This is a genomic window from Crenobacter cavernae, assembly GCF_003355495.1.
Lineage (GTDB): Bacteria > Pseudomonadota > Gammaproteobacteria > Burkholderiales > Chromobacteriaceae > Crenobacter > Crenobacter cavernae.
The window spans coordinates 2355763-2377499 of sequence record NZ_CP031337.1 but is presented as its reverse complement, the minus strand read 5'-3'; the positions used below and the strand labels follow the sequence as shown (position 1 = coordinate 2377499).

The 21737-nt window shown below is 67.4% G+C and carries 17 protein-coding genes; 10 read left to right on the top strand and 7 right to left on the bottom strand.

Annotated features, from left to right (window positions below):
• Window positions 1–4 precede the first annotated feature (4 nt).
• Both DWG20_RS11605 and DWG20_RS11600 read right to left on the bottom strand, forming a co-directional pair.
• Window positions 5–466, bottom strand: a complete 462-nt coding sequence (locus tag DWG20_RS11605; RefSeq protein ID WP_115433966.1) for a protein YgfX — start codon at window positions 464–466, stop codon at window positions 5–7.
• Between the two features lie 24 nt (window positions 467–490).
• Window positions 491–847 carry a hypothetical protein gene (locus DWG20_RS11600; protein WP_115433965.1) on the bottom strand — a complete coding sequence of 119 codons (357 nt, stop codon included), beginning with the start codon at window positions 845–847 and terminating at the stop codon, window positions 491–493.
• Between the two features lie 133 nt (window positions 848–980).
• Here DWG20_RS11600 and DWG20_RS11595 point away from each other — a divergent pair, with 133 nt between their 5' ends.
• Both DWG20_RS11595 and DWG20_RS11590 read left to right on the top strand, forming a co-directional pair.
• The gene (locus DWG20_RS11595; RefSeq protein ID WP_115433964.1) at window positions 981–2906 is read left to right on the top strand and encodes an ATP-binding cassette domain-containing protein; all 1926 of its coding nucleotides are present in this window, start codon (window positions 981–983) and stop codon (window positions 2904–2906) included.
• Window positions 2903–3409, top strand: a complete 507-nt coding sequence (locus DWG20_RS11590; RefSeq protein ID WP_115433963.1) for a C40 family peptidase — start codon at window positions 2903–2905, stop codon at window positions 3407–3409. The genes DWG20_RS11595 and DWG20_RS11590 overlap by 4 nt, the downstream gene beginning before the upstream one ends.
• 90 nt (window positions 3410–3499) lie before the next feature.
• Here DWG20_RS11590 and DWG20_RS11585 read toward each other — a convergent pair whose 3' ends face one another.
• Window positions 3500–4690, bottom strand: coding sequence for an amino acid aminotransferase (locus tag DWG20_RS11585; RefSeq protein ID WP_425451612.1), 1191 nt, complete (start codon window positions 4688–4690; stop codon window positions 3500–3502).
• A gap of 329 nt (window positions 4691–5019) precedes the next feature.
• Between DWG20_RS11585 and DWG20_RS11580 the strand changes: the two genes are divergently transcribed.
• The 3 genes from DWG20_RS11580 (at window position 5020) to DWG20_RS11570 (ending at window position 8554) form a co-directional block, all read left to right on the top strand.
• Window positions 5020–5256, top strand: a complete 237-nt coding sequence (locus tag DWG20_RS11580; RefSeq protein WP_115433961.1) for a hypothetical protein — start codon at window positions 5020–5022, stop codon at window positions 5254–5256.
• Window positions 5257–5567: 311 nt separating this feature from the next.
• Entirely contained in the window at window positions 5568–6914 is a 1347-nt protein-coding gene (locus DWG20_RS11575; protein WP_115433960.1) for a nucleobase:cation symporter-2 family protein, read from the top strand.
• Between the two features lie 305 nt (window positions 6915–7219).
• Window positions 7220–8554 carry a nucleobase:cation symporter-2 family protein gene (locus DWG20_RS11570; RefSeq protein WP_115433959.1) on the top strand — a complete coding sequence of 445 codons (1335 nt, stop codon included), beginning with the start codon at window positions 7220–7222 and terminating at the stop codon, window positions 8552–8554.
• A 63-nt stretch (window positions 8555–8617) separates the two neighbouring features.
• Here the strand turns inward: DWG20_RS11570 and DWG20_RS11565 are convergent, their stop codons facing one another.
• Window positions 8618–9535 (bottom strand): LysR family transcriptional regulator, encoded by a 918-nt coding sequence (locus DWG20_RS11565; protein WP_115433958.1) that lies wholly within the window; start codon window positions 9533–9535, stop codon window positions 8618–8620.
• Window positions 9536–9660: 125 nt separating this feature from the next.
• Here DWG20_RS11565 and DWG20_RS11560 point away from each other — a divergent pair, with 125 nt between their 5' ends.
• Complete coding sequence (locus DWG20_RS11560) at window positions 9661–10260, top strand: short chain dehydrogenase (protein WP_115433957.1); 600 nt, start codon at window positions 9661–9663, stop codon at window positions 10258–10260.
• A 213-nt stretch (window positions 10261–10473) separates the two neighbouring features.
• On the opposite strand, the gene tldD is transcribed toward DWG20_RS11560, so the two are convergent.
• Genes tldD through DWG20_RS11545 form a run of 3 tightly spaced genes read right to left on the bottom strand, consistent with a single transcriptional unit; the run spans window position 10474 to window position 16609 of the window.
• On the bottom strand, window positions 10474–11919 hold the full coding sequence (gene tldD / locus DWG20_RS11555; protein WP_115433956.1) for a metalloprotease TldD: 1446 nt from the start codon (window positions 11917–11919) through the stop codon (window positions 10474–10476).
• Window positions 11920–11930: 11 nt separating this feature from the next.
• Window positions 11931–12749 carry a carbon-nitrogen hydrolase family protein gene (locus tag DWG20_RS11550; protein WP_115433955.1) on the bottom strand — a complete coding sequence of 273 codons (819 nt, stop codon included), beginning with the start codon at window positions 12747–12749 and terminating at the stop codon, window positions 11931–11933.
• An 11-nt stretch (window positions 12750–12760) separates the two neighbouring features.
• Window positions 12761–16609 carry a YhdP family protein gene (locus tag DWG20_RS11545; protein ID WP_181880903.1) on the bottom strand — a complete coding sequence of 1283 codons (3849 nt, stop codon included), beginning with the start codon at window positions 16607–16609 and terminating at the stop codon, window positions 12761–12763.
• Window positions 16610–16668: 59 nt separating this feature from the next.
• Between DWG20_RS11545 and glnE the strand changes: the two genes are divergently transcribed.
• From glnE to waaF, 4 genes are all read left to right on the top strand, one after another.
• Window positions 16669–19377, top strand: a complete 2709-nt coding sequence (gene glnE, locus DWG20_RS11540; RefSeq protein ID WP_115433953.1) for a bifunctional [glutamate--ammonia ligase]-adenylyl-L-tyrosine phosphorylase/[glutamate--ammonia-ligase] adenylyltransferase — start codon at window positions 16669–16671, stop codon at window positions 19375–19377.
• A 43-nt stretch (window positions 19378–19420) separates the two neighbouring features.
• The gene (locus DWG20_RS11535) at window positions 19421–20344 is read left to right on the top strand and encodes a branched-chain amino acid transaminase (RefSeq protein WP_115433952.1); all 924 of its coding nucleotides are present in this window, start codon (window positions 19421–19423) and stop codon (window positions 20342–20344) included.
• A 45-nt stretch (window positions 20345–20389) separates the two neighbouring features.
• The gene (locus DWG20_RS11530) at window positions 20390–20596 is read left to right on the top strand and encodes a zinc-finger domain-containing protein (RefSeq protein WP_115433951.1); all 207 of its coding nucleotides are present in this window, start codon (window positions 20390–20392) and stop codon (window positions 20594–20596) included.
• Window positions 20597–20666: 70 nt separating this feature from the next.
• A complete protein-coding gene (gene waaF, locus DWG20_RS11525) occupies window positions 20667–21734 on the top strand; it encodes a lipopolysaccharide heptosyltransferase II (protein WP_115433950.1) in 1068 nt (355 codons plus the stop codon).
• Window positions 21735–21737: the final 3 nt, after the last annotated feature.

Here is a 21737-nt window from a genome sequence, read left to right as displayed (position 1 = left end):
CTTGTCAGTCATGCGTATCTTGAAGGAGGGTTTTGTCGGCCGCCTCGGCAAACCAGCGGGCGTAGACGCGCAGCGCGCGCAAGTCGTCGCCGCCCGCCGAATCGGGCAGCAGCATCAGTCTGAGCGGTCCGGCGTCGCTATCGATGCACAGCGCGACCAGCCACGGCCAGACCACGGTATCGGGCGACAGCCGCGCCGCGACCGGCCGGCCCGCCAGCGTCAGCGTCAATTCGCCGCGCGGCCCGACCTCGAGTCGCGTCGGCCGGCGCGCACCGGGCAGCCAGCCGTCGGCGCGCAGCGAAAAATACAGGCTGGCCGGCAAGGGCAAGAGGCTCGGCCAACCTTGCGGCCAGACGGCGAGCACAGAGACCAGCCACCAGGCATGCAAGGCCAACACGGCCGCGCGCCACCGGCGCGACGGTTTCGGCGTCACGACGAAAGGCGTGATGCGGCGCGGCGCGTGCATGGTTTCGACTTTGCCAGCGGCGTACTACAGGTCGCCGCTGCCCGGGCTGTTGACGATGTCATCGTCGACGCTGTCGATCACTGTCGAGTGGATCTCGACGTCGAACCATTCCCAGAAGGTCTTCAGCGTGCGTTGCTGCGGCCACAGCGCTTCGTCCTCGTACCACGACGCGAGTTCCATCTTGAACAGCTGTTCGAAGATTTCGTCGATATAGGCGACCGCCTCTTCCGGCTCGGCGAATTCGGGCAGCAGGATCACGGTGCAGTCGGCGCGCAGGCTGTCGAGCGTGAGGTCCATGTCGTTACCCGGAACGGCGTTCAGCCACGCCATGAACGGCTCTTTGGGCTTGACGACGGCGACGGAACGGTCAACGAAATACATGGCGGCATCCTTATGTGACGGTGGGTCGGGAACAGGCTCCCGATTGTAGCAGCCGCCGGCGGCGGCAGGCGAGGCACCCCTCCCCCTCATGGTAGAATGCCCGTCATTGCAATCGCACGACGGATACTTACGCATGGCGCTGTTGACGGTAGAAAAAGCATTCCTGGCCTTCGGTCACGTTCCCCTGCTCGACAATGTCGACTTCGCGCTCGAGCCGGGCGAGGTGGTCGGGCTGATCGGCCGCAATGGCGCCGGCAAGTCGTCGCTGCTGAAGGCGATCGCCGGCGCGGTGCGCCTCGACGACGGCCGCGTCGTCGCCCGCAACGACGCACGCATCGCCTACGTGCCGCAGGAACCGGTGTTCGACCCGGAACACACGGTGTTCGAGGCGGTCGCCGAGGGTCTCGGCGACGTCCGCACGCTGCTGTCCGACTATCACAAGGCGACGCACAGCTTGGCCGAGCCCGACGCCGACCACGACGCGGCGCTCGCCGACATCGAGCGCCTGCAGCACGAACTCGAGGCGGTCAACGGCTGGCAGTTCGACGCGCTGATCGCGTCGACGCTGTCGCACCTCGACCTGGACGCCGACGCACGGGTCGCCGACCTGTCCGGCGGCTGGAAGAAACGCGTCGCGCTGGCGCGCGCGCTCGCCGCGCAGCCCGACGTGCTGCTGCTCGACGAGCCGACCAACCACCTGGATGTCGCCGCGATCGAATGGCTCGAGGGCCTGCTCAAGCAGTTCGCCGGCAGCGTGCTCCTGATCACCCACGACAGGCGCTTCCTCGACAACGTCTCGACCCGTATCGTCGAACTCGACCGCGGCATCCTGCGCAGCTACCCGGGCAGCTTTTCCGCGTATCAGACGCGCAAGGCCGAAGAGCTGGCGGTAGAGGAAGAACAGAACCGCATCTTCGACAAGTTCCACAAGCAGGAAGAGGTATGGATCCGCAAGGGCGTCGAGGCGCGCCGCACGCGCAACGAAGGCCGCGTACGCCGCCTGGAGCAGATCCGCCGCGAACGCGCCGCGCGCCGCAACCGCGTCGGCCAGGTCAACTTCCAGCTCGATGCCGGCGAGCGCTCGGGCAAGCTGGTCGCCGAGCTCGAACACGTCGGCAAGGGCTACGAGGGCCGGACGCTGATCCGCGACTTCACCAGCCGCATCCTGCGCGGCGACAAGATCGGCCTGATCGGCCCGAACGGCATCGGCAAGACGACGCTGTTGAAACTGATCCTCGGCGAGATCGAGCCGGACACCGGCACGGTGCGCGCCGGCAGCAAGCTCGAGATCGCCTACTTCGACCAGTTCCGCGAGCAGCTCGACGAGGAAAAGAGCGTCGCCGACACCATCAGCCAGGGCAACGAGTTCATCGACGTCGCCGGCCAGAAGAAGCATGTGATGAGCTATCTGGAGGACTTCCTGTTCTCCCCGGAACGCGCGAGGAGCCCGGTGAAGTCGCTATCCGGCGGCGAACGCAACCGTCTGCTGCTGGCGCGCCTGTTCACCCGCCCGGCCAACGTGCTGGTGCTCGACGAGCCGACCAACGACCTCGACATCGACACGCTCGAACTGCTCGAGGACGTGCTCGCGCAGTACAGCGGCACCGTCTTCCTCGTCAGCCACGACCGTGCCTTCCTCGACAACGTCGTCACCCAGGTGATCGTGTTCGAGGGGAACGGCCAACTCAACGAATACCCGGGCGGCTACCAGGACTGGGTCGATACCCGCGCGCGGATGGCGGCGATGAAGCCGGCCGAAGCCAAGAAAGAGGCGCCGAAGACAGCGGCCTCGGCCAACGGCGACAAGGCGGCGCGCGAGAAATCGAAACCGAACAAGCTGTCGTTCAACGAGAAGCGCGAACTCGAACGGCTGCCCGACGAGATCGCCGCGCTCGAGGCCGAACAGGCCGGCCTGAACGAAAACCTGCTCGCGCCGAACGCCTACCGCGATACGCCGCAAGAGGCGCGCAGCTGGCAGGCGCGCATCGAAGAGATCGACGAGCTGCTGCTCGACAAGCTCGCGCGCTGGGAAGAACTGGAAGCGAAAAGCCAGCAATGAAGCGACGCGCCGCCCTCTTCGCCGTCGCCGCCGCGCTGCTGGCGGCATGCACCACGCCGGCGAAGAAGCCGACGCCGCGCCCGCTTACCCGCGGGCCGGTCGCCTTGTCGGGTCTGCGCGCAGACGGCGCCGGGCGGGAGATCCTGATCTATACGCTGTCGCTGCTCGACCTCGAGTACAAGTTTGGCGGCGCCAACCCGGAGGCCGGGCTCGACTGCAGCGGCATGGTCGCCTACATCTACCAGAACGCCGTAGGCGTGAAGCTGCCGCACAACGCCGCACAAATCGCGCGGCTCGGCCGGCCGGTATCGTTGGAGCAGCTGCAGGTCGGCGACCTGGTGTTCTTCAACACGCTCGGCCGACCGTTCTCGCACATGGGTCTCTTCATCGGCGACGACAAGTTCGTCCACGCGCCGCGCACCAACAGCACCATCCGCGCAGAGTATCTGTCGAACCCCTACTTCGCGTCGCGCTTCGAAGGCGCCCGTACGCTGTTCGGATAAAAGCTTGGCCGAGCCTCGGCCAACCTTTACCGCGTGAAACAGACAAGAAAAAAGCCGCCCGAGGGCGGCTTTTTGCGTGACGGGCCGAGCTTACTTCAGCACGGCGGCGATGGCGCCCGCCACCGCGTCGATGTTGCGGCTGTTCAGCGCGGCCACGCAGATGCGGCCGGTCGACACGGCGTAGATGCCGTGCTGTTCACGCAGCACCTCGACCTGGGCGGCGGTCAGGCCCGAGTACGAGAACATGCCGCGCTGCTCCTTGACGAACGAGAAGTCGCCGGCGCCGGCGGCGGCCAGCTTGTCGACGAGCTGGGTACGCATCAGCTTGATGCGATCGCGCATCTCGCCCAATTCGGCTTCCCACTGCGCGCGCAGTTCCGGGCTGTTGAGGACCGAAGCGACGACGGTGCCGCCGTGCGTCGGCGGGTTCGAGTAGTTGGTGCGGATCACGCGCTTGACTTGCGACAGCACGCGCGCCGACTCGTCCTTGTTCTGGGTGACGATGGAGATCGCGCCGACGCGCTCGCCGTACAGTGAGAACGACTTCGAGAACGAGCTCGACACGAAGAAGGACAGGCCCGACTCGGCGAACAGGCGCACGGCGGCGCCGTCCTCCTCGATGCCGTCCGAGAAGCCCTGGTAGGCCATGTCGAGGAAGGGGATCAGGGCCTTCTGCTGGCACACGGCGACGACCTGTTGCCACTGCTCGGTGGTCAGGTCGACGCCGGTCGGGTTGTGGCAGCAGGCGTGCAGCACGATCACCGACTTGGCCGGCAGCGCGTCAAGCGAGGTCAGCATGCCGTCGAAGTTCACGCCGTGCGTCGGCGCATCGTAGTAGGTGTAGTTCACCACCGGGAAGCCGGCCGATTCGAACAGCGCGCGGTGGTTTTCCCAGCTCGGGTCGCTGATCGCGATGGTCGCGTCGGGCACCAGGCGCTTGATGAAGTCGGCGCCGATCTTCAGCGCGCCGGTGCCGCCCAGCGCCTGGGCGGTGACGACGCGGCCTTCGGCCAACAGCGCGGAATCCTTGCCGAACAGCAGTTCCTGCACCGCCTTGTCGTAGGCGGCGATGCCCTCGATCGGCAGGTAGCCGCGCGGCGCGGCGGCTTCCAGGCGGGCTTGCTCGGCGGCCTGCACGGCGCGCAAGAGCGGGATCTTGCCTTCGTCGGTGAAGTACACGCCCACGCCCAGGTTCACCTTGGTGGCACGGGTGTCGGCATTGAAGGCCTCGTTCAGGCCAAGGATCGGGTCGCGCGGGGCGAGCTCAACGGAAGCAAACAGAGTCATCTCGGAATCTCTTCGGGTCACTGGAGGGATGAAAAACGGCGCCTGGCGGACGAAGCATCCGTCGGACTACTAAGTCAGCCGTGATTGTAGCGCGCATTGCGCAAGCCGTGCTGGGGGACAGCCCGCAATCGCGCCGTCGATGTCGCCCATTCGTATAAAGCCGTGCCCCTCTCCTCGATCAAGAGGCGACCGTAGCGGCCACGAGAAGCTCGCCGGGTGCGGCCTCCGATTCGCATAGCCCGCTTCGCCACGCGAAAAAAACCGCTGGCCGATCAACACGCTGTCGACTATATCCAGTGCGTTCTCTGAGCAGGAGCAACGCGATGAAAAAATGGCTCGTCCACCCCGCCGACCGCCGCGACGCGGCCGACGTCCACCTCATCCTGAGCGAACGGCAGAAAAAAATCGACGACGCGCTGCTGAAGAAGCCGGCGCTGTCCGAAGAACAGTTGACCGAGGTGCAGCAACTGCGCGCCACCGGCGAAGCGCTGCACAAGGCCGGCAAGCACCAGGAAGCGGTCGACACCCTCGACCGCGCGATAAAAATCTTCAACCCCTGACCCAAGCCGTCGCCAGCCGCCCGCGCACCGGGCGGCTGTGCCGCGCACCGAAATACCAGAAACCCGGCCGACCGGCCATCCGTGGGACTACGCGGCCGCCAGGGTAATCCTACGAATACCCTGCCCAGGCTAGAAAGCGTACGGTATCACCCCGCTGAAAGACACGGCTTTATCCCTCGCCCCGCGCCGCTTTTCATGCCCGTCCACCGGCAGGTCCGCCTCCTCATCGAGGCGCAGCCGACACGAGAGCAAGAGGCGCACGGCGAGGCCGTCACGGCCGGCCACGTACATCAAAGACACAGAGGAACCCTATGGATCATTTGCTTTACAACGTTGAAGACAAACCGCCGGTGGCGATGTCGCTGCTCTTGGCCGCCCAGCACCTGCTCGCGGCGCTGGGCGGCATCATCGCCGTACCGCTGGTGGTCGGCGGCGTGCTCAAGCTGCCGACCGACCAGATCGTCGCGCTGGTGAACGCCGCGCTGATGGTGTCGGGCGTGGTCACCATCATCCAGTGCCGCGGGTTGGGCCCGGTCGGCATCAAGCTGCCGTGCGTGATGGGCACCAGCTTCACCTTCGTCGCCGCCGCGATCGCGGTCGGCTTCGAGCACGGCGTCGCCGGCATCATGGGCTCGGCGCTCGCCGGCTCGATGGTGATGATCGTCGGCAGCTTCTTCATGCCGCAGATCCGCAAGCTGTTCCCGCCGGTGGTGACCGGCACCGTGGTGACGATGATCGGCCTATCGCTGATCCCGGTCGCGGTCGACTGGTTCGCCGGCGGCCAGGTCGGCAGCCCGGGCTACGGCAACCCGGCCAACCTCGGCATCGCGCTGTTCGTGCTGGCGCTGGTGATCGGCCTCGTGCAGTGGGGCCGCGGCATCTTCTCGGCCGCCGCGATCGTGATCGGCATGTTCGTCGGTTACGCGGCGTGCCTGGCGCTCGGCAAGGTCGACTTCGCGCCGGTGACGAGCGCGAGCGTGTTCGCCGTGCCGCAACCGTTCCACTTCGGCCTCGCGTTCCCGGTCTCGGGCATCATCGGCATGTCGATCGCCTACCTCGTGACCATCGTCGAATCGACCGGCAACTTCCTCGCGCTCGGCGCCGCCACCAAGACGCCGATGACCGGCGAGAAGATGGCAAAGGGCATCTTGTGCGACGGCGTCGGCTCGGCGCTCGCCGCCGCGATGTCGACCACGCCGTTCTCGTCTTTCGCGCAGAACGTCGGCGTCGTGTCGCTGACCGGCGTCGCCAGCCGCCACGTGGTGTCGCTGACCGGCGTGCTCTTGCTGCTGGCCGGCCTGTTCCCGGTGTTCGGCGCGCTGATCGTCACCATCCCGCTGCCGGTGCTCGGCGGCGCGGGCCTGATGATGTTCGCGATGATCATCGCCGCCGGCATCCAGATGCTCGGCCGCGTCGAGCACAACAAGCGCAACGGCGTGATCATCGCCGTCGCGATCGGCAGCGGCATGGCGGTGACCGTGCGCCCGGAAATCCTCGCCCAGCTGCCGGCCTTCGTGAAGGAGATCTTCGGTTCGGGCATCACCGTCGGCTCGCTGGTCGCGCTGCTGCTGAACCTCGTGCTGCCGGGTAGGCCGACCGAGTTCGCCGACCCGCATGAAGGCGAGTTCCTCGAGGAGATCGCGAACGAGTCGGTGTGAGCCCGATGCCTCGGCCAACGCAAAAAGCACCCCACGGGGTGCTTTTTTTGTTGGCCGTTTATTTCCGCTATTTGAATTTTTTATTTCCGCGCAAAACCCGGCAAAAACCAAGGGTAAACCCGCGTCGGCATCCGTAGAACTACGGAGTCTGCGGCGTATTCCTACGAATATCCGCGTGCAGGTGACGGGAGTAACTTTCTTCCCAGACGGTAAACAACTGTCACTACACCGGATAGGCAGAGGTCTCACAAGAAGACCCGACGGGCCGCCCGGACACCGATGGTCACACTGGAGAGATTCTTAAAATGAGCAAACTGCTTTACGGCGTCGAAGACAAACCGCCAGTCGTCACTTCCATCCTGCTGGCCGCCCAGCACCTCCTGGCCGCGCTGGGTGGCATCATCGCCGTCCCGCTCGTCGTCGGCGGCGCACTCAAACTGCCGGCCGACCAGGTCGTCGCGCTGATCAACGCCGCGCTCTTGGGCTCCGGCATTGTCACCTTCATCCAGTGCCGCGGCGTCGGCCCGGTCGGCATCAAGCTGCCGTGTGTGATGGGCACCAGCTTCGCCTTCGTCGGCGCGGCCATCAGCGTCGGCTTCTCCGGTGGCGTGCCGGCCATCCTCGGTTCGTCGCTGGTCGGCTCGCTGGTGATGATCGTCGGCAGCTTCTTCATGCCGCAGATCCGCAAGCTGTTCCCGCACGCAGTGACCGGCACCGTGGTGACCATGATCGGCCTGTCGCTGGTTCCGGTCGCCGTCAACTGGGCCGCCGGCACCTTCGGCCCGAACCCGAACGACCCGGCCAACCTCGCCATCGCCGGCTTCGTGCTCGTGACGGTGATCGCGCTGGTGCAGTTCGGCAAGGGCATCGTGTCGGCGTCCGCCGTCGTGCTCGGCATCCTGATCGGCTACATCGTGTGCCTGTCGCTCGGCATGATCAGCTTCGAGCAGGTCGAGAAAGCCAGCCTGTTCGCGCTGCCGCAGCCGTTCCACTTCGGCATGAGCTTCCCGATCGCCGGCATCGTCGCGATGTCGATCGCCTTCATGGTGACCATCGTCGAGACCACCGGCTCCTTCATGGCGCTGGGTGCGGCCACCGAGACCAAGATCACCGGCAAGAAGCTGTCCGCCGGCATCCTGTGCGACGGCGTCGGTTCGGCACTCGCCTCGGTCGTGTCGGCCCCGCCGGTGTCGACCTTCGCGCAGAACGTCGGCGTGGTGTCGCTGACCGGCATCGCCAGCCGCTACGTGGTCGCGATCACCGGCGTGATGCTGATCCTGGCCGGCCTGTTCCCGAAACTGGGCGCGCTGATCGTCACCATCCCGCAACCGGTTCTCGGCGGCGCGGGCCTGATGATGTTCGCGATGATCATCTCCGCCGGCATCGGCATGCTGGGCAAGGTCGAGCACAATAAGCGCAACAGCCTGATCATCGCCGTCGCCGTGGGTTGTGGCCTGGCCGTGACCGTGAAGCCGGAGATCCTGTCGCAGATGCCGCACTTCATCAAGGAAGTGTTCCACTCCGGCATCACCGTCGGCGCGCTGGTCGCCGTCGCGCTGAACCTGATCCTGCCGGGGCGCGAGACCGAGGAAGAGGAAGAGCACGAAGTCAGCCCGGAGCTGGCGCGCGAAGCGGCGTAAGCCCCCTCCCCTTAACGAAACACCCCGCCTCGGCGGGGTGTTTCGCTTTCAATGTGTCCCCGCCTAGCCGGGGCGGGCGCGGAACCAGTCATCGACAAAGTCGATCAGCGCGCGGACCTTGAGCGGCTGCGGCCGACGCACCGGGAACACCACAAACAGCGGCAGGTGCGGAAGCAGGTAGTCGGGCAGAACGTGCACCAAGTCGCCCGCGGCCACGTCGGCCTCGACCAGGAAGCGGGGCAGCCGCGCATAGCCCGCACCGGCCAGCGCCAGGCGCCGAATCATCGGGTAATCGTTGACGCTGAACGCCGCCGACACCGGCACCCGCGCGCCCTCGCCGCCCGACGCATCGCCGGCCAGGAACAGCCAGCTCGCGTCGTCCTTGAAATGGCTGTTCACGAGGCAAGGCCGCCCGGCCAAGTCCCCCGGCACGCACGGCATGCCGTGATGCGCCAGGCAGTCCGGCGACGCGACCAACCAGTCCTCCTGCACGCCGATCGGCTTGGCGATCAGCCGCTCGTCCAGCGTGCGCCCCTGCCGGATCGCCAGGTCGAAGCCGTCGGCGATCAGGTCGCGCGGCTCGCGGCTCAGCTCCAGTTCGACGTCGACCGCCGGGTAGCGCTCCCGAAACGCCAGCAGCAGTTCGGCCATGAAGGTCGAGCCGAAGGTCGGCGGCGCCGTCATCCGCACCAGGCCCGACACCGTGTCCGACAGTCCCGACACGGTGCGCCCGGCCTCGTCGAAGGTCGCCTTCAGCTCGCGGCAGTAAGTGAGATAAGTGCGGCCGGCCTCGGTCAAGGTCAGCCGGCGCGTCGTGCGGAACAAGAGCTGCACGCCGAGCGCCGCCTCGAGTTGGCCGACCTGCTTGCTCAGCACCGCCTTCGAACAGCCCAGCCGTTCGGCCGCGGCGGTGAAGCTGGAGGCCTCGGCGACCGCGAGGAAGCCCATCGCCCAGTCGAAGCGCGCGTTTATTGTTTCCATTTTGAAGACAATCTGTTTGCGATGACGCCGATGATCGCATGAAACGACGCTGCTATTCTGCATGCATCAACCGGTTTCCGACCGATTGCAACATAAACGGAAACAAACCCTATAAGGAACCCGCCATGAAAATCCTGCTCGTCGGTGCCAACGGCACCATCGGCAAAGCCGTCGCCGCCGAACTCGAAGCCCGCCACGAAATCATCGCGGTCGGCCGCACCAGCGGCCGCTACCAGGCCGACATCACCGACATCGCGTCGCTCAAGGCGCTGTTCGACAAGGTTGGCCGAGTCGACGCGGTGATCTCGGCCGCCGGCAACCTGCCGTTCGCGCCGCTGTCGGAGTTCACCCCTGAGCTCTACAAGCAGGGCTGGCAGGACAAGCTGCAGGGCCAGATCAACCTGGTGCTGGCCGGCAGCGACTACGTCAACGACGGCGGCTCTTTCACGCTGACCAGCGGCATCCTCAGCGAAGTGCCGATCAGGTTCGGCAGCGCCGCCTCGGCGGTGAACGCCGCGCTCGAGGGTTTCGCGCGCGCCGCCGCCATCGAACTGCCGCGCGGCCAGCGCATCAACGTCGTCAGCCCGACCGTGCTGACCGAGTCGCTGCCCGACTACGGCCCCTACTTCCGCGGCTTCGAATCGGTGCCGGCCGCACGCGTCGCCCTCGCCTACAGCCGCAGCGTCGAGGGCGCGCAGACCGGCCAGGTGTTCAAGGTGCAGTAAGCCGCGCCTGCCCCATGCAAGGCGCCCCGCATGGGGCGCTTTTTCATGCGGGAGCCCGAGGTTGGCCGAGCTCCATAAAGACAGCGGGGTCCCGAGGCTCGGCCAACCTTTAGACCCCAAAGCAGACTCGAGCTTATGGCTGAACGAAAGGTTGGCCGAGCCATGAAAAAACGCGCCACAAGCGGCGCGTTTTTTCGTTTCACAGCGAAACCGTCAGCCGCCGGTGCCGCCGACGGTCAGCCCGCCGTCGATGCGCAGCGTCGGCTGGCCGACGCCGACCGGAATGCTCTGCCCGTCCTTGCCACAGACGCCGACACCGGCGTCGAGCGCCAGGTCGTCGCCGATCATCGACACGTAGTTCAGCACCTCCGGCCCGCTGCCGACCAGCGTCGCGCCCTTCACCGGGTAGGTCAGCTTGCCGTTCTCGATGCGCCACGCCTCGCTCGCCGAGAACACGAACTTGCCGCTGGTGATATCGACCTGGCCGCCGCCGAAGTTGACCGCGTACAGGCCGTCCTTCACCGACGCGATGATCTCGTCAGGATTGTGCTGGCCTGCGAGCATATAGGTGTTGGTCATGCGCGGCATCGGGATGTGCGCGTACGACTCGCGCCGGCCGTTGCCGGTCGGCGCCATCTTCATCAGGCGCGAACTCATCGCGTCGTGCATATAGCCCTTGAGGATGCCGTCCTCGATCAGCACGGTGCGCTGCGTCGCGTTGCCCTCGTCGTCGATAGACAACGAACCGCGCCGGCCGCCCAGCGTGCCGTCGTCGACCACGGTCACGCCCTTGGCGGCGACGCGCTGGCCGATCTTGCCCGAGAACGCCGACGTGCCCTTGCGGTTGAAGTCGCCCTCCAGGCCGTGGCCGATCGCCTCGTGCAACAGAACGCCGGGCCAGCCCGGGCCGAGCACGACCGTCATCTGGCCGGCCGGCGCCGGGCGCGAGTCGAGGTTGGTCAGCGCCTGGTCGACCGCCTTTTTCACGTAGTCGTGCACCACCGCTTCGGTGAAATAGGCGAAATCGTGACGTCCGCCGCCACCCGAGCTGCCCTGCTCGCGCCGGCCGTTCTGCTCGGCGATCACCATCACCGACAGCCGCGTCAGCGGGCGCACGTCGGCGGCGCGCGTGCCGTCGTGGCGCGCGACGTAGACGACGTCATATTCGGCGGCGAGGCTGGCCATTACCTGGGAGACGCGCGGGTCCATCGCGCGCGCGAGCTTCTCGACCTTTTCCAAGAGGGCGACCTTGGCGTCGGCGTCGAGGCTGGCGATCGGGTCGATCGCCGGGTAGAGACCGCGGCCGGTCGCGACGCGGCCGGCCGACACCTGCCCCGAACCGCCGGTCGCGGCGATCGCGCGCACCGCGTCGGCCGCCTGCGTCAGCGACGCGAGGCTGATGTCGTCGGCGTAGGCGAACGCGGTCTTCTCGCCGGCGACGGCGCGCACGCCGACGCCCTGGTCGATGTTGAAGCTGCCGGACTTGACGATGCCCTCCTCGAGGCTCCAGCCCTCGCTCCTCGTGTACTGGAAGTAGAGGTCGGCGTCGTCGATCTGGTGGGTCGCGAGCCGGGAAAGCGTGGCGTCGAGCGAGTCGTGATTCAGGCCGTACGGCGTCAGGAGCAGCGATTCGGCGGTGGCGAAATGGGTATCGGACATGGCGGTTCCGTTCAGTTGAGCACCCGGTGGGCGAGCGCCGGCAGGCGGGTGCGCACCGATTGCAAGGTGTGGGGCTGGATGTCGGCGAGGATCACGCCCTCGCCCTTGGGCAGTTCGGCCAGCACGCGCCCCCACGGGTCGACGATCATGCTGTGGCCGTGCGTCTTGCGGCCGTTTTCATGCAGGCCGCCCTGCGCCGACGCGATCAGGTAGCACTGATTCTCGATCGCGCGCGCGCGGATCAAGGGTTCCCAGTGCGCCTCGCCGGTGGTGGCGGTAAACGCCGCCGGCATCACCAGCACGTCGAACGGCGCGAGCGAGCGGAAAAGCTCGGGGAACCTGAGGTCGTAGCACACGCCGAAGGCGATCTCGCCCAGATCCGTCGCAGCCTTCAGCGGCGCCTTGCCCGCGACGATGGTGTTCGATTCGCAGTAGTTTTCGCCGAGGCCCGAGAAGCCGAACAGGTGGATCTTGTCGTAGCGCGCCACCCGCTCTCCCTCCGGATTGTAGAGGAGCGAGCTGTTGTACACCTTGCCGGCCTCGGGCGAAGCAAGGGGCACGGTGCCGCCGATCAGCCACACGCGGTTGTCGCGCGCCATAGCCGACAGCGCGTCCTGCATCGGGCCGCTGCCATCGGCTTCGGCCAGACCGACCTTATCGGTCTCCTTCTGGCCCATCACGCCGAAGTATTCGGGCAGCACCACCAGTTGCGCGCCCTGGCGCGCCGCCTCGGCGACCCAGTGGCGCGCGCGTTCGAGGTTGGCCGAGGGGTCGGCGCCGGACACCAGCTGCACGGCGGCGGCGCGGTAAGTCGTGACGGTTTCGCTCATGGCGGATTCCCTTATTTGGAAGGTGGATTGGCCGGTTTTTCCGACACCTGCTTCACGTCTGGCTCGGCGATCGAGCCGGTGATCAGGTAGTCGACGGCGAACATCTGGTTCAGCGGGTCTCGCAGCACCTTCTGCGCGGCCAGCGCCGCGACGCCGACCACCGGGTTCAACAGCGCCGCGCCGGTGGCGAGCGCCGCGCCCTCGGACAAGTTCGGACTGACCCTGACCTCGACGCGCTGGCGGTCGCGCGGCAGGTCGACCTCGCCTTTGAGCGTGACGTCGGCGGCCGGACCGACGAGCTTCACCTCGTCGGAGCGGAACACGCCGTTCTCGATGCGCGCCTCGCCGGCGAGCCTGTCGAACGAAAAACCCTTGCCGAACACGTCGGAGAAGTCGAAGCGCAAGCGACGCGTCAGCGACTGCAGGCTGAGCACGCCGAGCAGCCGCCCGGCGCCCGGATCGACCTGCGCGAAACGGCCTTCGCGGATCGCGACCGTCACCTTGCCGTTTAGCGTTTCGGGCTTGTAGTCGAGCACGCCGCCCGGCCACGCGAGCTCGGCGCCGACGCGGCCGCGGCCGTTCACGACGCGGCCCTGCTCGCCGAAACGGCCGAGCAGATCGCCCAGGTCCTTCACGTCGAGGTCGAACCGGCCTTCGACGCGCGACGCCTTGCCGCCGGCCTCGAACGCCGACAGCCTGCCGCTTAAAATGCCGTCGTCGTTCGTAAGGCGCACGCGGTCGAGCAGCCACGCGCCCGGCTCGCGCCGCGCGAGCGCCTCGACTCGGCCGATCGGCTGGTCGCGCCACGTCACCCTGTCGGCGACGATATCGAGCGGCGGCAGCCGCGTCGACGCCGCGCCGGCAAGAGGCGCGGCCATGCTCGACGGCAAGGGCAGCGCCAGTTTGCTCAAGCGCGCCTTTAACGGAACGGCCGGGCCGCCGTAGTCGGCCTCACCGGAGAGCTCTTTGCTGTTCAGCGCCACGTGCCAGCTCCTGCGCGCCGGATCGTACGCGGCGTTCGCCTTCGCCGCGTTGAAACGGTAGCCGGCCAGCGACAGCTCGCCCGCTTCGAGTTCGGCTATAAAGGGCATCGCGTCGACACCGGCGTCGTCGCCGGCCTTGCCCGACGACGCACCGCCCAGCCGTGCGCGCCATGCATCGAGGTCGATAGCCCCCCCCTGCACCCTGAGCGCCAGACCGCGCGGCGGCAGGTCGACGTCGCGCCGGCCGACGGCGATCGCGCCGTTGACGAGCTCGCCGCGCTCGGAGAGCCGCAGAGCGCCGCGCGCGTGGCCCTGCACGTCGAAGTCGATGGCCCAGCCGGGCTGGCCGTCGCTCGGGCGCAAGCTCAGGCCGAGCGGCCAGGCGGCGGCGGCCGGCTTGGCCGCAGGCAGCGGCGCGTCAAGCCGCGTGCCGACCATCGTACTCGCCACGGTCAACCTCTCCAGCCCCTTGCCGACCTCGAAGCGCACCGCGTAGCGCGAGCGGCCGTCGACGTAGGGCGCCAGGATCGGCAGATAGGTCTTCAGCACCCGGTTCGAATCGGCTTCGCCGTCGATGGCGAAGCGCAGCTTGTCGTCGGGCGCGGTATCGGCCTTGAGCACGAAGGGGCCACCCAGGGCGCTCAGCCTCACGCCCGGGCTCTCTACGCCGCGCTCGGTAAAGACCAGCAGGCCGTTCACGTCAGACGCGGCCGGGATCGGCCACTCGTTGAACTTCAGGCCGTTGTTCGCGAAGGTGATGCGGCCTTCGACCTTGGGCTCGACGCCGTACACGAGCGGGATGTCGAGCTTGAGCGCCAAGTTGGCCGAGCCGGTCGCGCCGATCTGGCCGGTGAAACCGGCAAGCCACTGATCGACCGGACTTTGCTTCGTGTAGGCGAGCATCTTCGCGAGCTCGCCCCGCGCGTTGCCGTCGACGCTCAGGTGCGGCACGTCGGCGGCGAGGTCGGGAATGCCGACCTTGACATCGTGCAGCGGCACGCCGGCTGTGGTCGCGCGACGCGCGTCTATCTTCATCGCCTCATTCTCGAAAACGAGATCGGCGTCGATGTCGCGCAGTTCGGGCCAGTCGGGTTCGAATTTGAGCACGCCTTCGCGGACCTTCGCGGCGACGTAGAAGCGCCCGTCCTTGCCGCCCCTGAACGGGAAGCGATCGAGTTCTCCCTTCAGTTCGAACACCACGTCCTCGGCGCGGCCGCCCTTGAGCGCCGCCTTGAGCCAGGCGAGCGTCTCCTTGCCCGCCTCGTACGGCAGATAGAGGGGCACGCGCACCGCGTCGACGCGCTCGATGCCGCCCGCAAGGCTTGCGACGCCGGCGCCGCGACCGGTGTAACGGTAAGTGCCGGCCACCAGGCCGCTCAGGTCGGCATTGGAAAACGCCACCTTGTTGAAGGTGAGCGCCACGCCGTCGCCGTCGCGCTTCCAGTCGACGTCGGCGTCGAACCTGTCGAAGGCGAGCGGGTGTTCGAACACGCGCGGCAACGTCACGCGCGACGCGCGGCTCGCCAGTTGCAGGCGGCCGCCGGTCTCGTCGAACGACAGCTTGCCGCTCGCACCGGTCACCCCCGGCACCTTGCCGTCGTGTAGCCAGCCGAGTTTGTCGAAAGCGGTCGACAGCTTGTAGCGGCGCGGCGCCTCGATCGGCCCCTGCCAGCTCGCGGACAGCTCGGACAAGCGGCCTTGCGGCGCGAAACGCGCGAACAGCGGATTGCGGCTGGCACCGAGCGCGTGGATCAGTGGCGCGAGCGGCGCGAGGTCGGCGTTCGATAGCGACAGTTCGCCGAAGCCTTGCGAGCCGGGCTTGTAGCGCCCTTTGACGCTGGCACGGGCGAAGGCCTGCCCGGCGAGCGTCGATAGCGACAAATCGCTGGCGGCCAGTTGATACACGCCGTCGCCGTCGCGTTTCAGATCGAGCTTGCCGCCGAACTGCGGCAGCCGCACCTGGCCGGCACCGGACGGCTGGAAGGCGACGTTGAGCACCTTCACGTCGGCCGACAGCGCGACGAGTGTGCCCTCGTCGAAACGAGCGCTCATTTCGCCGTCGCCCTGCCCTTCGCTCAGGCGGCCGATCGGCGCAAGGTAGCGTGACCACGCGCCGACGCGCGCGCCTTCAACGGCCAGCGCCACCTCACCGCTCCAGCGCCGGAACGCGTTCACGTCGTCGCCACGCCAGCCCGCCTCGAAGCGCAGCGCGCGGCCGAGCTCGACGCCGGGCCGGCCCGACACCTTGAGCTTGTGGCCGAACAGCGAGTCGGTCAGTTCGAGATTGCCGGCATCGAGCTTCAACGGCGGCAGGTCGAACTTTTCATCGCGCCACACCAGCGCCGCGCGGTCGACCTCGATGCGGCGCTGCGCGAGCAGCCAGTTGAGCAACCGTCCGTCGGACGGAGAGGACGGTGCGTCGGGCGAAGAGACCTCGACGCCGTTCAGATAAATCCGCCCGCTTTTGGCGCGCACGAATTCGAGCCGCGGCGATTCGACCGCGATGCGCGCGAAGCGCGGTTCCCACACGACGAGGCTTTGCCAGGACGGCGTAAGCGAAAGCGCCGACAGCGTCAGCGCCGAGCCCTTCTTCGGGTTGGAAAGCGTGACGCCTTCGAGCTTCAGCCTGGGCGCGACGCCGTGCCAGCCGCCGGACAGCCGCGCGATCGAGACCTTGCGGCCGGTCGACTGGGTGAGCACCGCCTCGAGGTCGGGCCGCCACGCGTCGAGGCGCGGCAGCACGCCCCAGTTGAAAGTCGCGAAGGCGAACGCGACGCCCCCGGCGACGGTCCCGAGTACGACCAGGACGATCCGGCCGAGCCGGAGCACCCGGAGCCGCAGCAGCGGTCGGGCAAGGGAGGACAGGCGCTTTTCCAAGAACAGGAACCGTTACACAATGGGGGTTTGAAGAACAGACAAGGTCCAGCGAAGACATTATGCCAGCAAACCCGCAACCCGCGATCGCGCTTGCCCGCAGTCATTCCCGCTATCTGGACCGCCTGCTGTGCGCTCGCGCCGAAGAAGTCGAACGGCTTAAAGCGCATCTGCACGAGGTGTTTGACCGCGCAGCCATGCAGGGGTTTGCCGACTGGGACGCGCTCGCAGAACCGGACGCGCTGATGCCGGTGCTGCGCCGGCTGCGCCAGGCGGTGATGGCGCGCCTCATCGCGCGCGACCTTGACCGGCTCGCCGACCTCGACGAGGTGGTGACGACCGTCTCGCTGCTCGCCGAATTCGCCGTCGAACAGGCCTTGCGCGCCGGCAAGCACGCGCTGGCCCACTACGGCACGCCGCGCGGGCAGGACACGGGCGAAGCGCAGGAGCTGATCGTGATCGGCATGGGCAAGCTCGGCGGCGGCGAGCTGAACGTCAGTTCCGACATCGACCTGATCTTCATCTACCCGGAGGCCGGTGAGACCGACGGCGCGAAGAAGGTCAGCAACCACGAATACTTCACCCAGCTCGGCAAGACGCTGATCCGCCTGATCAACGAGCCGACCGCCGACGGCCAGGTGTTCCGCGTCGACATGCGACTGCGCCCCTACGGCGACTCCGGCCCGCTGGTGATGAGCTTCGCCGCGCTGGAAAACTACCTGCTGACGCAGGGCCGCGAGTGGGAGCGCTACGCGTGGATCAAGGCGCGCGCGCTGTCCGGCGACGCGACGGGCCTCAACGAGCTGGTGCGCCCCTTCGTCTACCGCAAATACCTCGACTACAACGCCTACGGCGCGATGCGCGAGCTGCACAGCCAGATCCGCCGCGAGGTCGCGCGCCGCGACATGGCCGACAACATCAAGCTCGGCCCGGGCGGCATCCGCGAGGTCGAATTCACCGCGCAGGTGTTCCAGCTGATCCGCGGCGGGCGCGAGAAGAGCCTGCAGCTCAAGGGCACGCGCGAGACGCTTTCAAGGTTGGCCGAGCTCAGGCTGCTCGAGCCCGAGGCGATCGCCGAGCTTCACGAGGCCTACGCCTTCCTGCGCGACGTCGAGCACCGACTGCAGTACTTCGACGACCAGCAGACGCAGACCTTGCCGAGCGACCCGGCACAGCAGGCGAGCCTCGCCGCGATGATGGGCTGCACCTGCTGGGACGACTTCCTCGACGCATTGAACGAGCAGCGCCGCCGCGTCACCCGCCACTTCGAACAGGTCTTCCTGCTGCCGACCGAGAACGCGCCGGCGCACCCGCTGTCCGGACTGTGGCAGGAGCTCGAAGAGTCCGACCCCGACCCGCGCTTGGCCGAGCTCGGCTATCAGGACCCGGCGGCGGTCGGGCGCACGCTGAAGGCGCTGTCTGCCAGCCAGCGCTACCAGCAGATGCCGCTGTCGACGCGCAAGAAGCTCGACGACCTGATCGGCCCGCTGATCGAGGTCGCCGCCGGCTTTGCCAACCCGGACGTCACGCTGACGCGCATCTTGGGTCTTCTGGAAGCGGTCAGCCGCCGCGCGGCCTACCTGGCGCTGTTGACCGAGTACCCGCAGACCTTGCAGCGGCTCGCGTCGCTGTACTCGTCGAGCGCGTGGGTCGCCGCCTACCTGACGCGCCACCCGATCCTGCTCGACGAACTGCTCGACGGCCGCGTGCTGTACGCGAGCCCCGACTGGCCGCAGCTGGCGGTCCAGCTCGAGCAGCAGATCGCCGACGACGAAGGCGACGTCGAGGCGCAGATGGATACGCTGCGCCACTTCCAGCACGCGCAGGTGTTCCGTCTCGTCGCGCAGGACCTGGCAGGCATGTGGACGGTCGAGGCGCTGTCCGACCAGCTGTCGCAGCTCGCCGACCTGGTGCTCGCCGCGACCTTGCGCCACGCGTGGCTCACCGTCGCGAACCGCCACACCGACACGCCGCGCTTCGCGATCGTCGGCTACGGCAAGCTCGGCGGCAAGGAGCTCGGCTACGCGTCCGATCTCGACATCGTCTTCCTGTACGACGACGCGCACCCGGACGCGTCCGACGTCTACTCGCGCCTCGCCCGCCGCCTGTCGACCTGGCTGACCAGCACCACCGCCGCCGGCCTGCTTTACGACATCGACCTCAGACTGCGGCCGAACGGCTCGAGCGGCTTGCTGGTCAGCAGCGTCGCCGCCTTCGAGAGCTACCAGAAGAGCAACGCGTGGGTGTGGGAGCACCAGGCGCTGACGCGCGCGCGCTTCGTCGCCGGCGACGCGCTGCTCGGCCAACGTTTCGAGGACATCCGTCACGCCGTGCTGACCCAGCCGCGCGACATCGAGACCTTGAAGAAGGAGGTGCTCGACATGCGCGCGCGCATGCTCGAGACGCGGCCGGCGCTCGACGAAGACGTGAAGAACGCGCGCGGCGGCATCGTCGACGTCGAATTCATCGTCCAGTACCTGATCCTCGCGCACGCGCACGCGCTGCCGGAGCTGACGCACAACGCCGGCAACATCGCGCTGTTGGCGGTCGCCGCCGAGGACGGGCTGATCGACGCGCCCCTGGCCGAGGCCGGCCGCGCCGCTTACCGGCTCTACCGCAAGCGCCAGCACGCGGTCAGGCTCAATGAGATCCACACCGTCACCGTCGACGCGGCGCTGATCACCCACTACCGCGCCGTGTGCCGGCTGTGGGAACAGGTATTCGGCGAATCCATAGACAGCCGTACCCCAGACGGCGCGTCGGCGTTATAATTCGCGTCTACTCAAAAAAGACCCTGCAGACGGAGATCCCAACATGTCGATGGCTGACCGCGACGGCTTTATCTGGTACGACGGCAAACTGGTGGACTGGCGCGACGCCACCACCCACGTGCTGACCCACACCCTGCACTACGGCATGGGCGTGTTCGAGGGCGTGCGCGCCTACGAAACGCCGAAGGGCACGGCGATCTTCCGTCTGCAGGACCACACCGACCGTCTGTTCCGCTCGGCGCACATCCTCGGCATCGACCTGCCGTTCTCGAAAGACGAGATCAACGCCGCGCACATCGAGGTGGTGAAATCGAACCAGCTGAAGTCATGCTACTTCCGCCCGATGGGCTTCTACGGCTCGGGCAAGCTCGGCATCGCGCCGCCGGCTGACGACGTACACGTGATCGTCGCCGCGTGGCCGTGGGGCGCCTACCTCGGCGAAGAGGGCCTCGAGAGCGGCATCCGCGTGAAGACCAGCTCGTTCACCCGCCACCACGTCAACATCACGATGTGCAAGGCGAAGGCGAACGGCAACTACATGAACTCGATCCTCGCCAACACCGAGGCGGTGAAGGACGGCTACGACGAGGCGCTCTTGCTCGACGTAGAAGGCTACGTCGCCGAGGGTTCGGGCGAGAACATCTTCATCGTCCGCAAGGGCAAGCTCTACACGCCGGACCTGACGTCCGCGCTCGAGGGCATCACGCGCGACACCGTGGTCGAGATCGCCCGCGAAATGGGCCTCGAGCTGATCGAGAAGCGCATCACGCGCGACGAAGTCTACTGCGCCGACGAAGCGTTCTTCACCGGCACCGCCGCCGAAGTGACGCCGATCCGCGAACTGGACAACCGCAATATCGGCGAGGGCAAACGCGGCCCGATCACCGCCGAAATCCAGAAGCGCTACTTCGACTGCGTGAAGGGCCTCGACCCGAAACGCGAAAACTGGCTGACCTACATCGAGTAAACAAGCAGCGCGCCCGGCCCTGCCCGGGCGCCGCAAGGATCTAGCATGGCTGAACTGAAAGAAAACACCGCACGCGTGATCGAAATCACCGGCGCCGACCTGCCGCTGCACTGCCCGACGCCGGACATGGTGAAGTGGAATTCGCACCCGCGCGTGTTCCTGCCCATCGTCAAGCAGAACGGCGAAGCACGCTGCCCATACTGTGGCACGCTGTACAAGCTGACCGGTCCGGTGACCGGCCACCACCACTGACCCCGGTTTGCCAAAAACCGGGCCATTCCGACACTCGAAGGCGTGGCCGACCCGCCGCACCGACTTGCCGATGATTCGAAAAATCCTGGTGATCGGCCCCTCGTGGGTCGGCGACAGCGTGATGGCGCAGCCGCTCTACCGCAGGCTGGCCGAGCGCCACCCCGGCGTCGAGATCGACGTATTCGCGCCGGCGTGGACGTTGCCTCTCTTGGCGCGCATGCCCGAAGTGCGCGCCTCGCATCTGAACCCCTTCGGCCACGGCCAGCTGAGGTTGGCCGAGCGCTGGCGCGTCGCGCGCAAGCTGCGCCGCGAAGGCTACGACCAGGTGATCGTGCTGCCGAACTCGCTGAAGTCGGCGCTGATCCCGTTTTTCGCCGGCATTCGGCTGCGCACCGGCTTCATCGGCGAATCGCGCTACGGCCTGCTCAACGACGCGCGCGAGCTCGACGAGAAGGCGTTGCCGATGATGGTCGAGCGTTTCTGCGCGCTCGGCGAAGGCGCCGGGCAGGCGATCGCGCGCCCGATCCCGCACCCGCACCTCGTCGTCGACCCGGCGTCGCAGCTGGCGGCACTGACCCGGCTCGGCCTGTCGCGCGACAAGCCGGCGGTCGCGTTCTGCCCGGGCGCCGAGTACGGCCCGGCCAAGCGCTGGCCGGCGCGCCACTTCGCCGAACTCGCGCACCGCTTTGCCGAAGCGGGCTACCAGGTCTGGCTGTTCGGTTCGAACAAGGACAAGGAGGTCGGCGACGAGATCGTCAACCTGTCGGGCGGCAGCGCGGTCAACCTGTGCGGGCGCACCGGCTTGGACGAAGCGATCGACCTGATCGGCCTGGCCGAACTCGCCGTCTGCAACGACTCGGGGCTGATGCACGTCGCCGCCGCACTCGACAAGCCTCTGGTCGCGCTCTACGGCTCGTCGAGCCCCGACTTCACCCCGCCCTTGTCCGACCGCGCGCAGATCGTGTCGCTCAACCTCGAATGCAGCCCGTGCTTCGAGCGCAACTGCCCGTTCGGCCACACCGACTGCCTGGAAAAACTGCTGCCCGACCCGGTGTGGCAGGCGGCGATCAAGCTATTGCCGGGCCTAGCCGACCGGCGCCCGGCCGTCGTGCCCATCCTGCCCGCGACGGACGCGTAGATC

Excerpts from the sequence above, each read along its gene's own strand:
- DWG20_RS11605 (WP_115433966.1), bottom strand. The coding sequence starts at position 466 with ATGCACGCGCCGCGCCGCATCACGCCTTTCGTCGTGACGCCGAAACCG.
- DWG20_RS11600 (WP_115433965.1), bottom strand. The coding sequence starts at position 847 with ATGTATTTCGTTGACCGTTCCGTCGCCGTCGTCAAGCCCAAAGAGCCG.
- DWG20_RS11595 (WP_115433964.1), top strand. The coding sequence starts at position 981 with ATGGCGCTGTTGACGGTAGAAAAAGCATTCCTGGCCTTCGGTCACGTT.
- DWG20_RS11590 (WP_115433963.1), top strand. The coding sequence starts at position 2,903 with ATGAAGCGACGCGCCGCCCTCTTCGCCGTCGCCGCCGCGCTGCTGGCG.
- DWG20_RS11580 (WP_115433961.1), top strand. The coding sequence starts at position 5,020 with ATGAAAAAATGGCTCGTCCACCCCGCCGACCGCCGCGACGCGGCCGAC.
- DWG20_RS11575 (WP_115433960.1), top strand. The coding sequence starts at position 5,568 with ATGGATCATTTGCTTTACAACGTTGAAGACAAACCGCCGGTGGCGATG.
- DWG20_RS11570 (WP_115433959.1), top strand. The coding sequence starts at position 7,220 with ATGAGCAAACTGCTTTACGGCGTCGAAGACAAACCGCCAGTCGTCACT.
- DWG20_RS11565 (WP_115433958.1), bottom strand. The coding sequence starts at position 9,535 with ATGGAAACAATAAACGCGCGCTTCGACTGGGCGATGGGCTTCCTCGCG.
- DWG20_RS11560 (WP_115433957.1), top strand. The coding sequence starts at position 9,661 with ATGAAAATCCTGCTCGTCGGTGCCAACGGCACCATCGGCAAAGCCGTC.
- tldD (WP_115433956.1), bottom strand. The coding sequence starts at position 11,919 with ATGTCCGATACCCATTTCGCCACCGCCGAATCGCTGCTCCTGACGCCG.
- DWG20_RS11550 (WP_115433955.1), bottom strand. The coding sequence starts at position 12,749 with ATGAGCGAAACCGTCACGACTTACCGCGCCGCCGCCGTGCAGCTGGTG.
- glnE (WP_115433953.1), top strand. The coding sequence starts at position 16,669 with ATGCCAGCAAACCCGCAACCCGCGATCGCGCTTGCCCGCAGTCATTCC.
- DWG20_RS11535 (WP_115433952.1), top strand. The coding sequence starts at position 19,421 with ATGTCGATGGCTGACCGCGACGGCTTTATCTGGTACGACGGCAAACTG.
- DWG20_RS11530 (WP_115433951.1), top strand. The coding sequence starts at position 20,390 with ATGGCTGAACTGAAAGAAAACACCGCACGCGTGATCGAAATCACCGGC.
- waaF (WP_115433950.1), top strand. The coding sequence starts at position 20,667 with ATGATTCGAAAAATCCTGGTGATCGGCCCCTCGTGGGTCGGCGACAGC.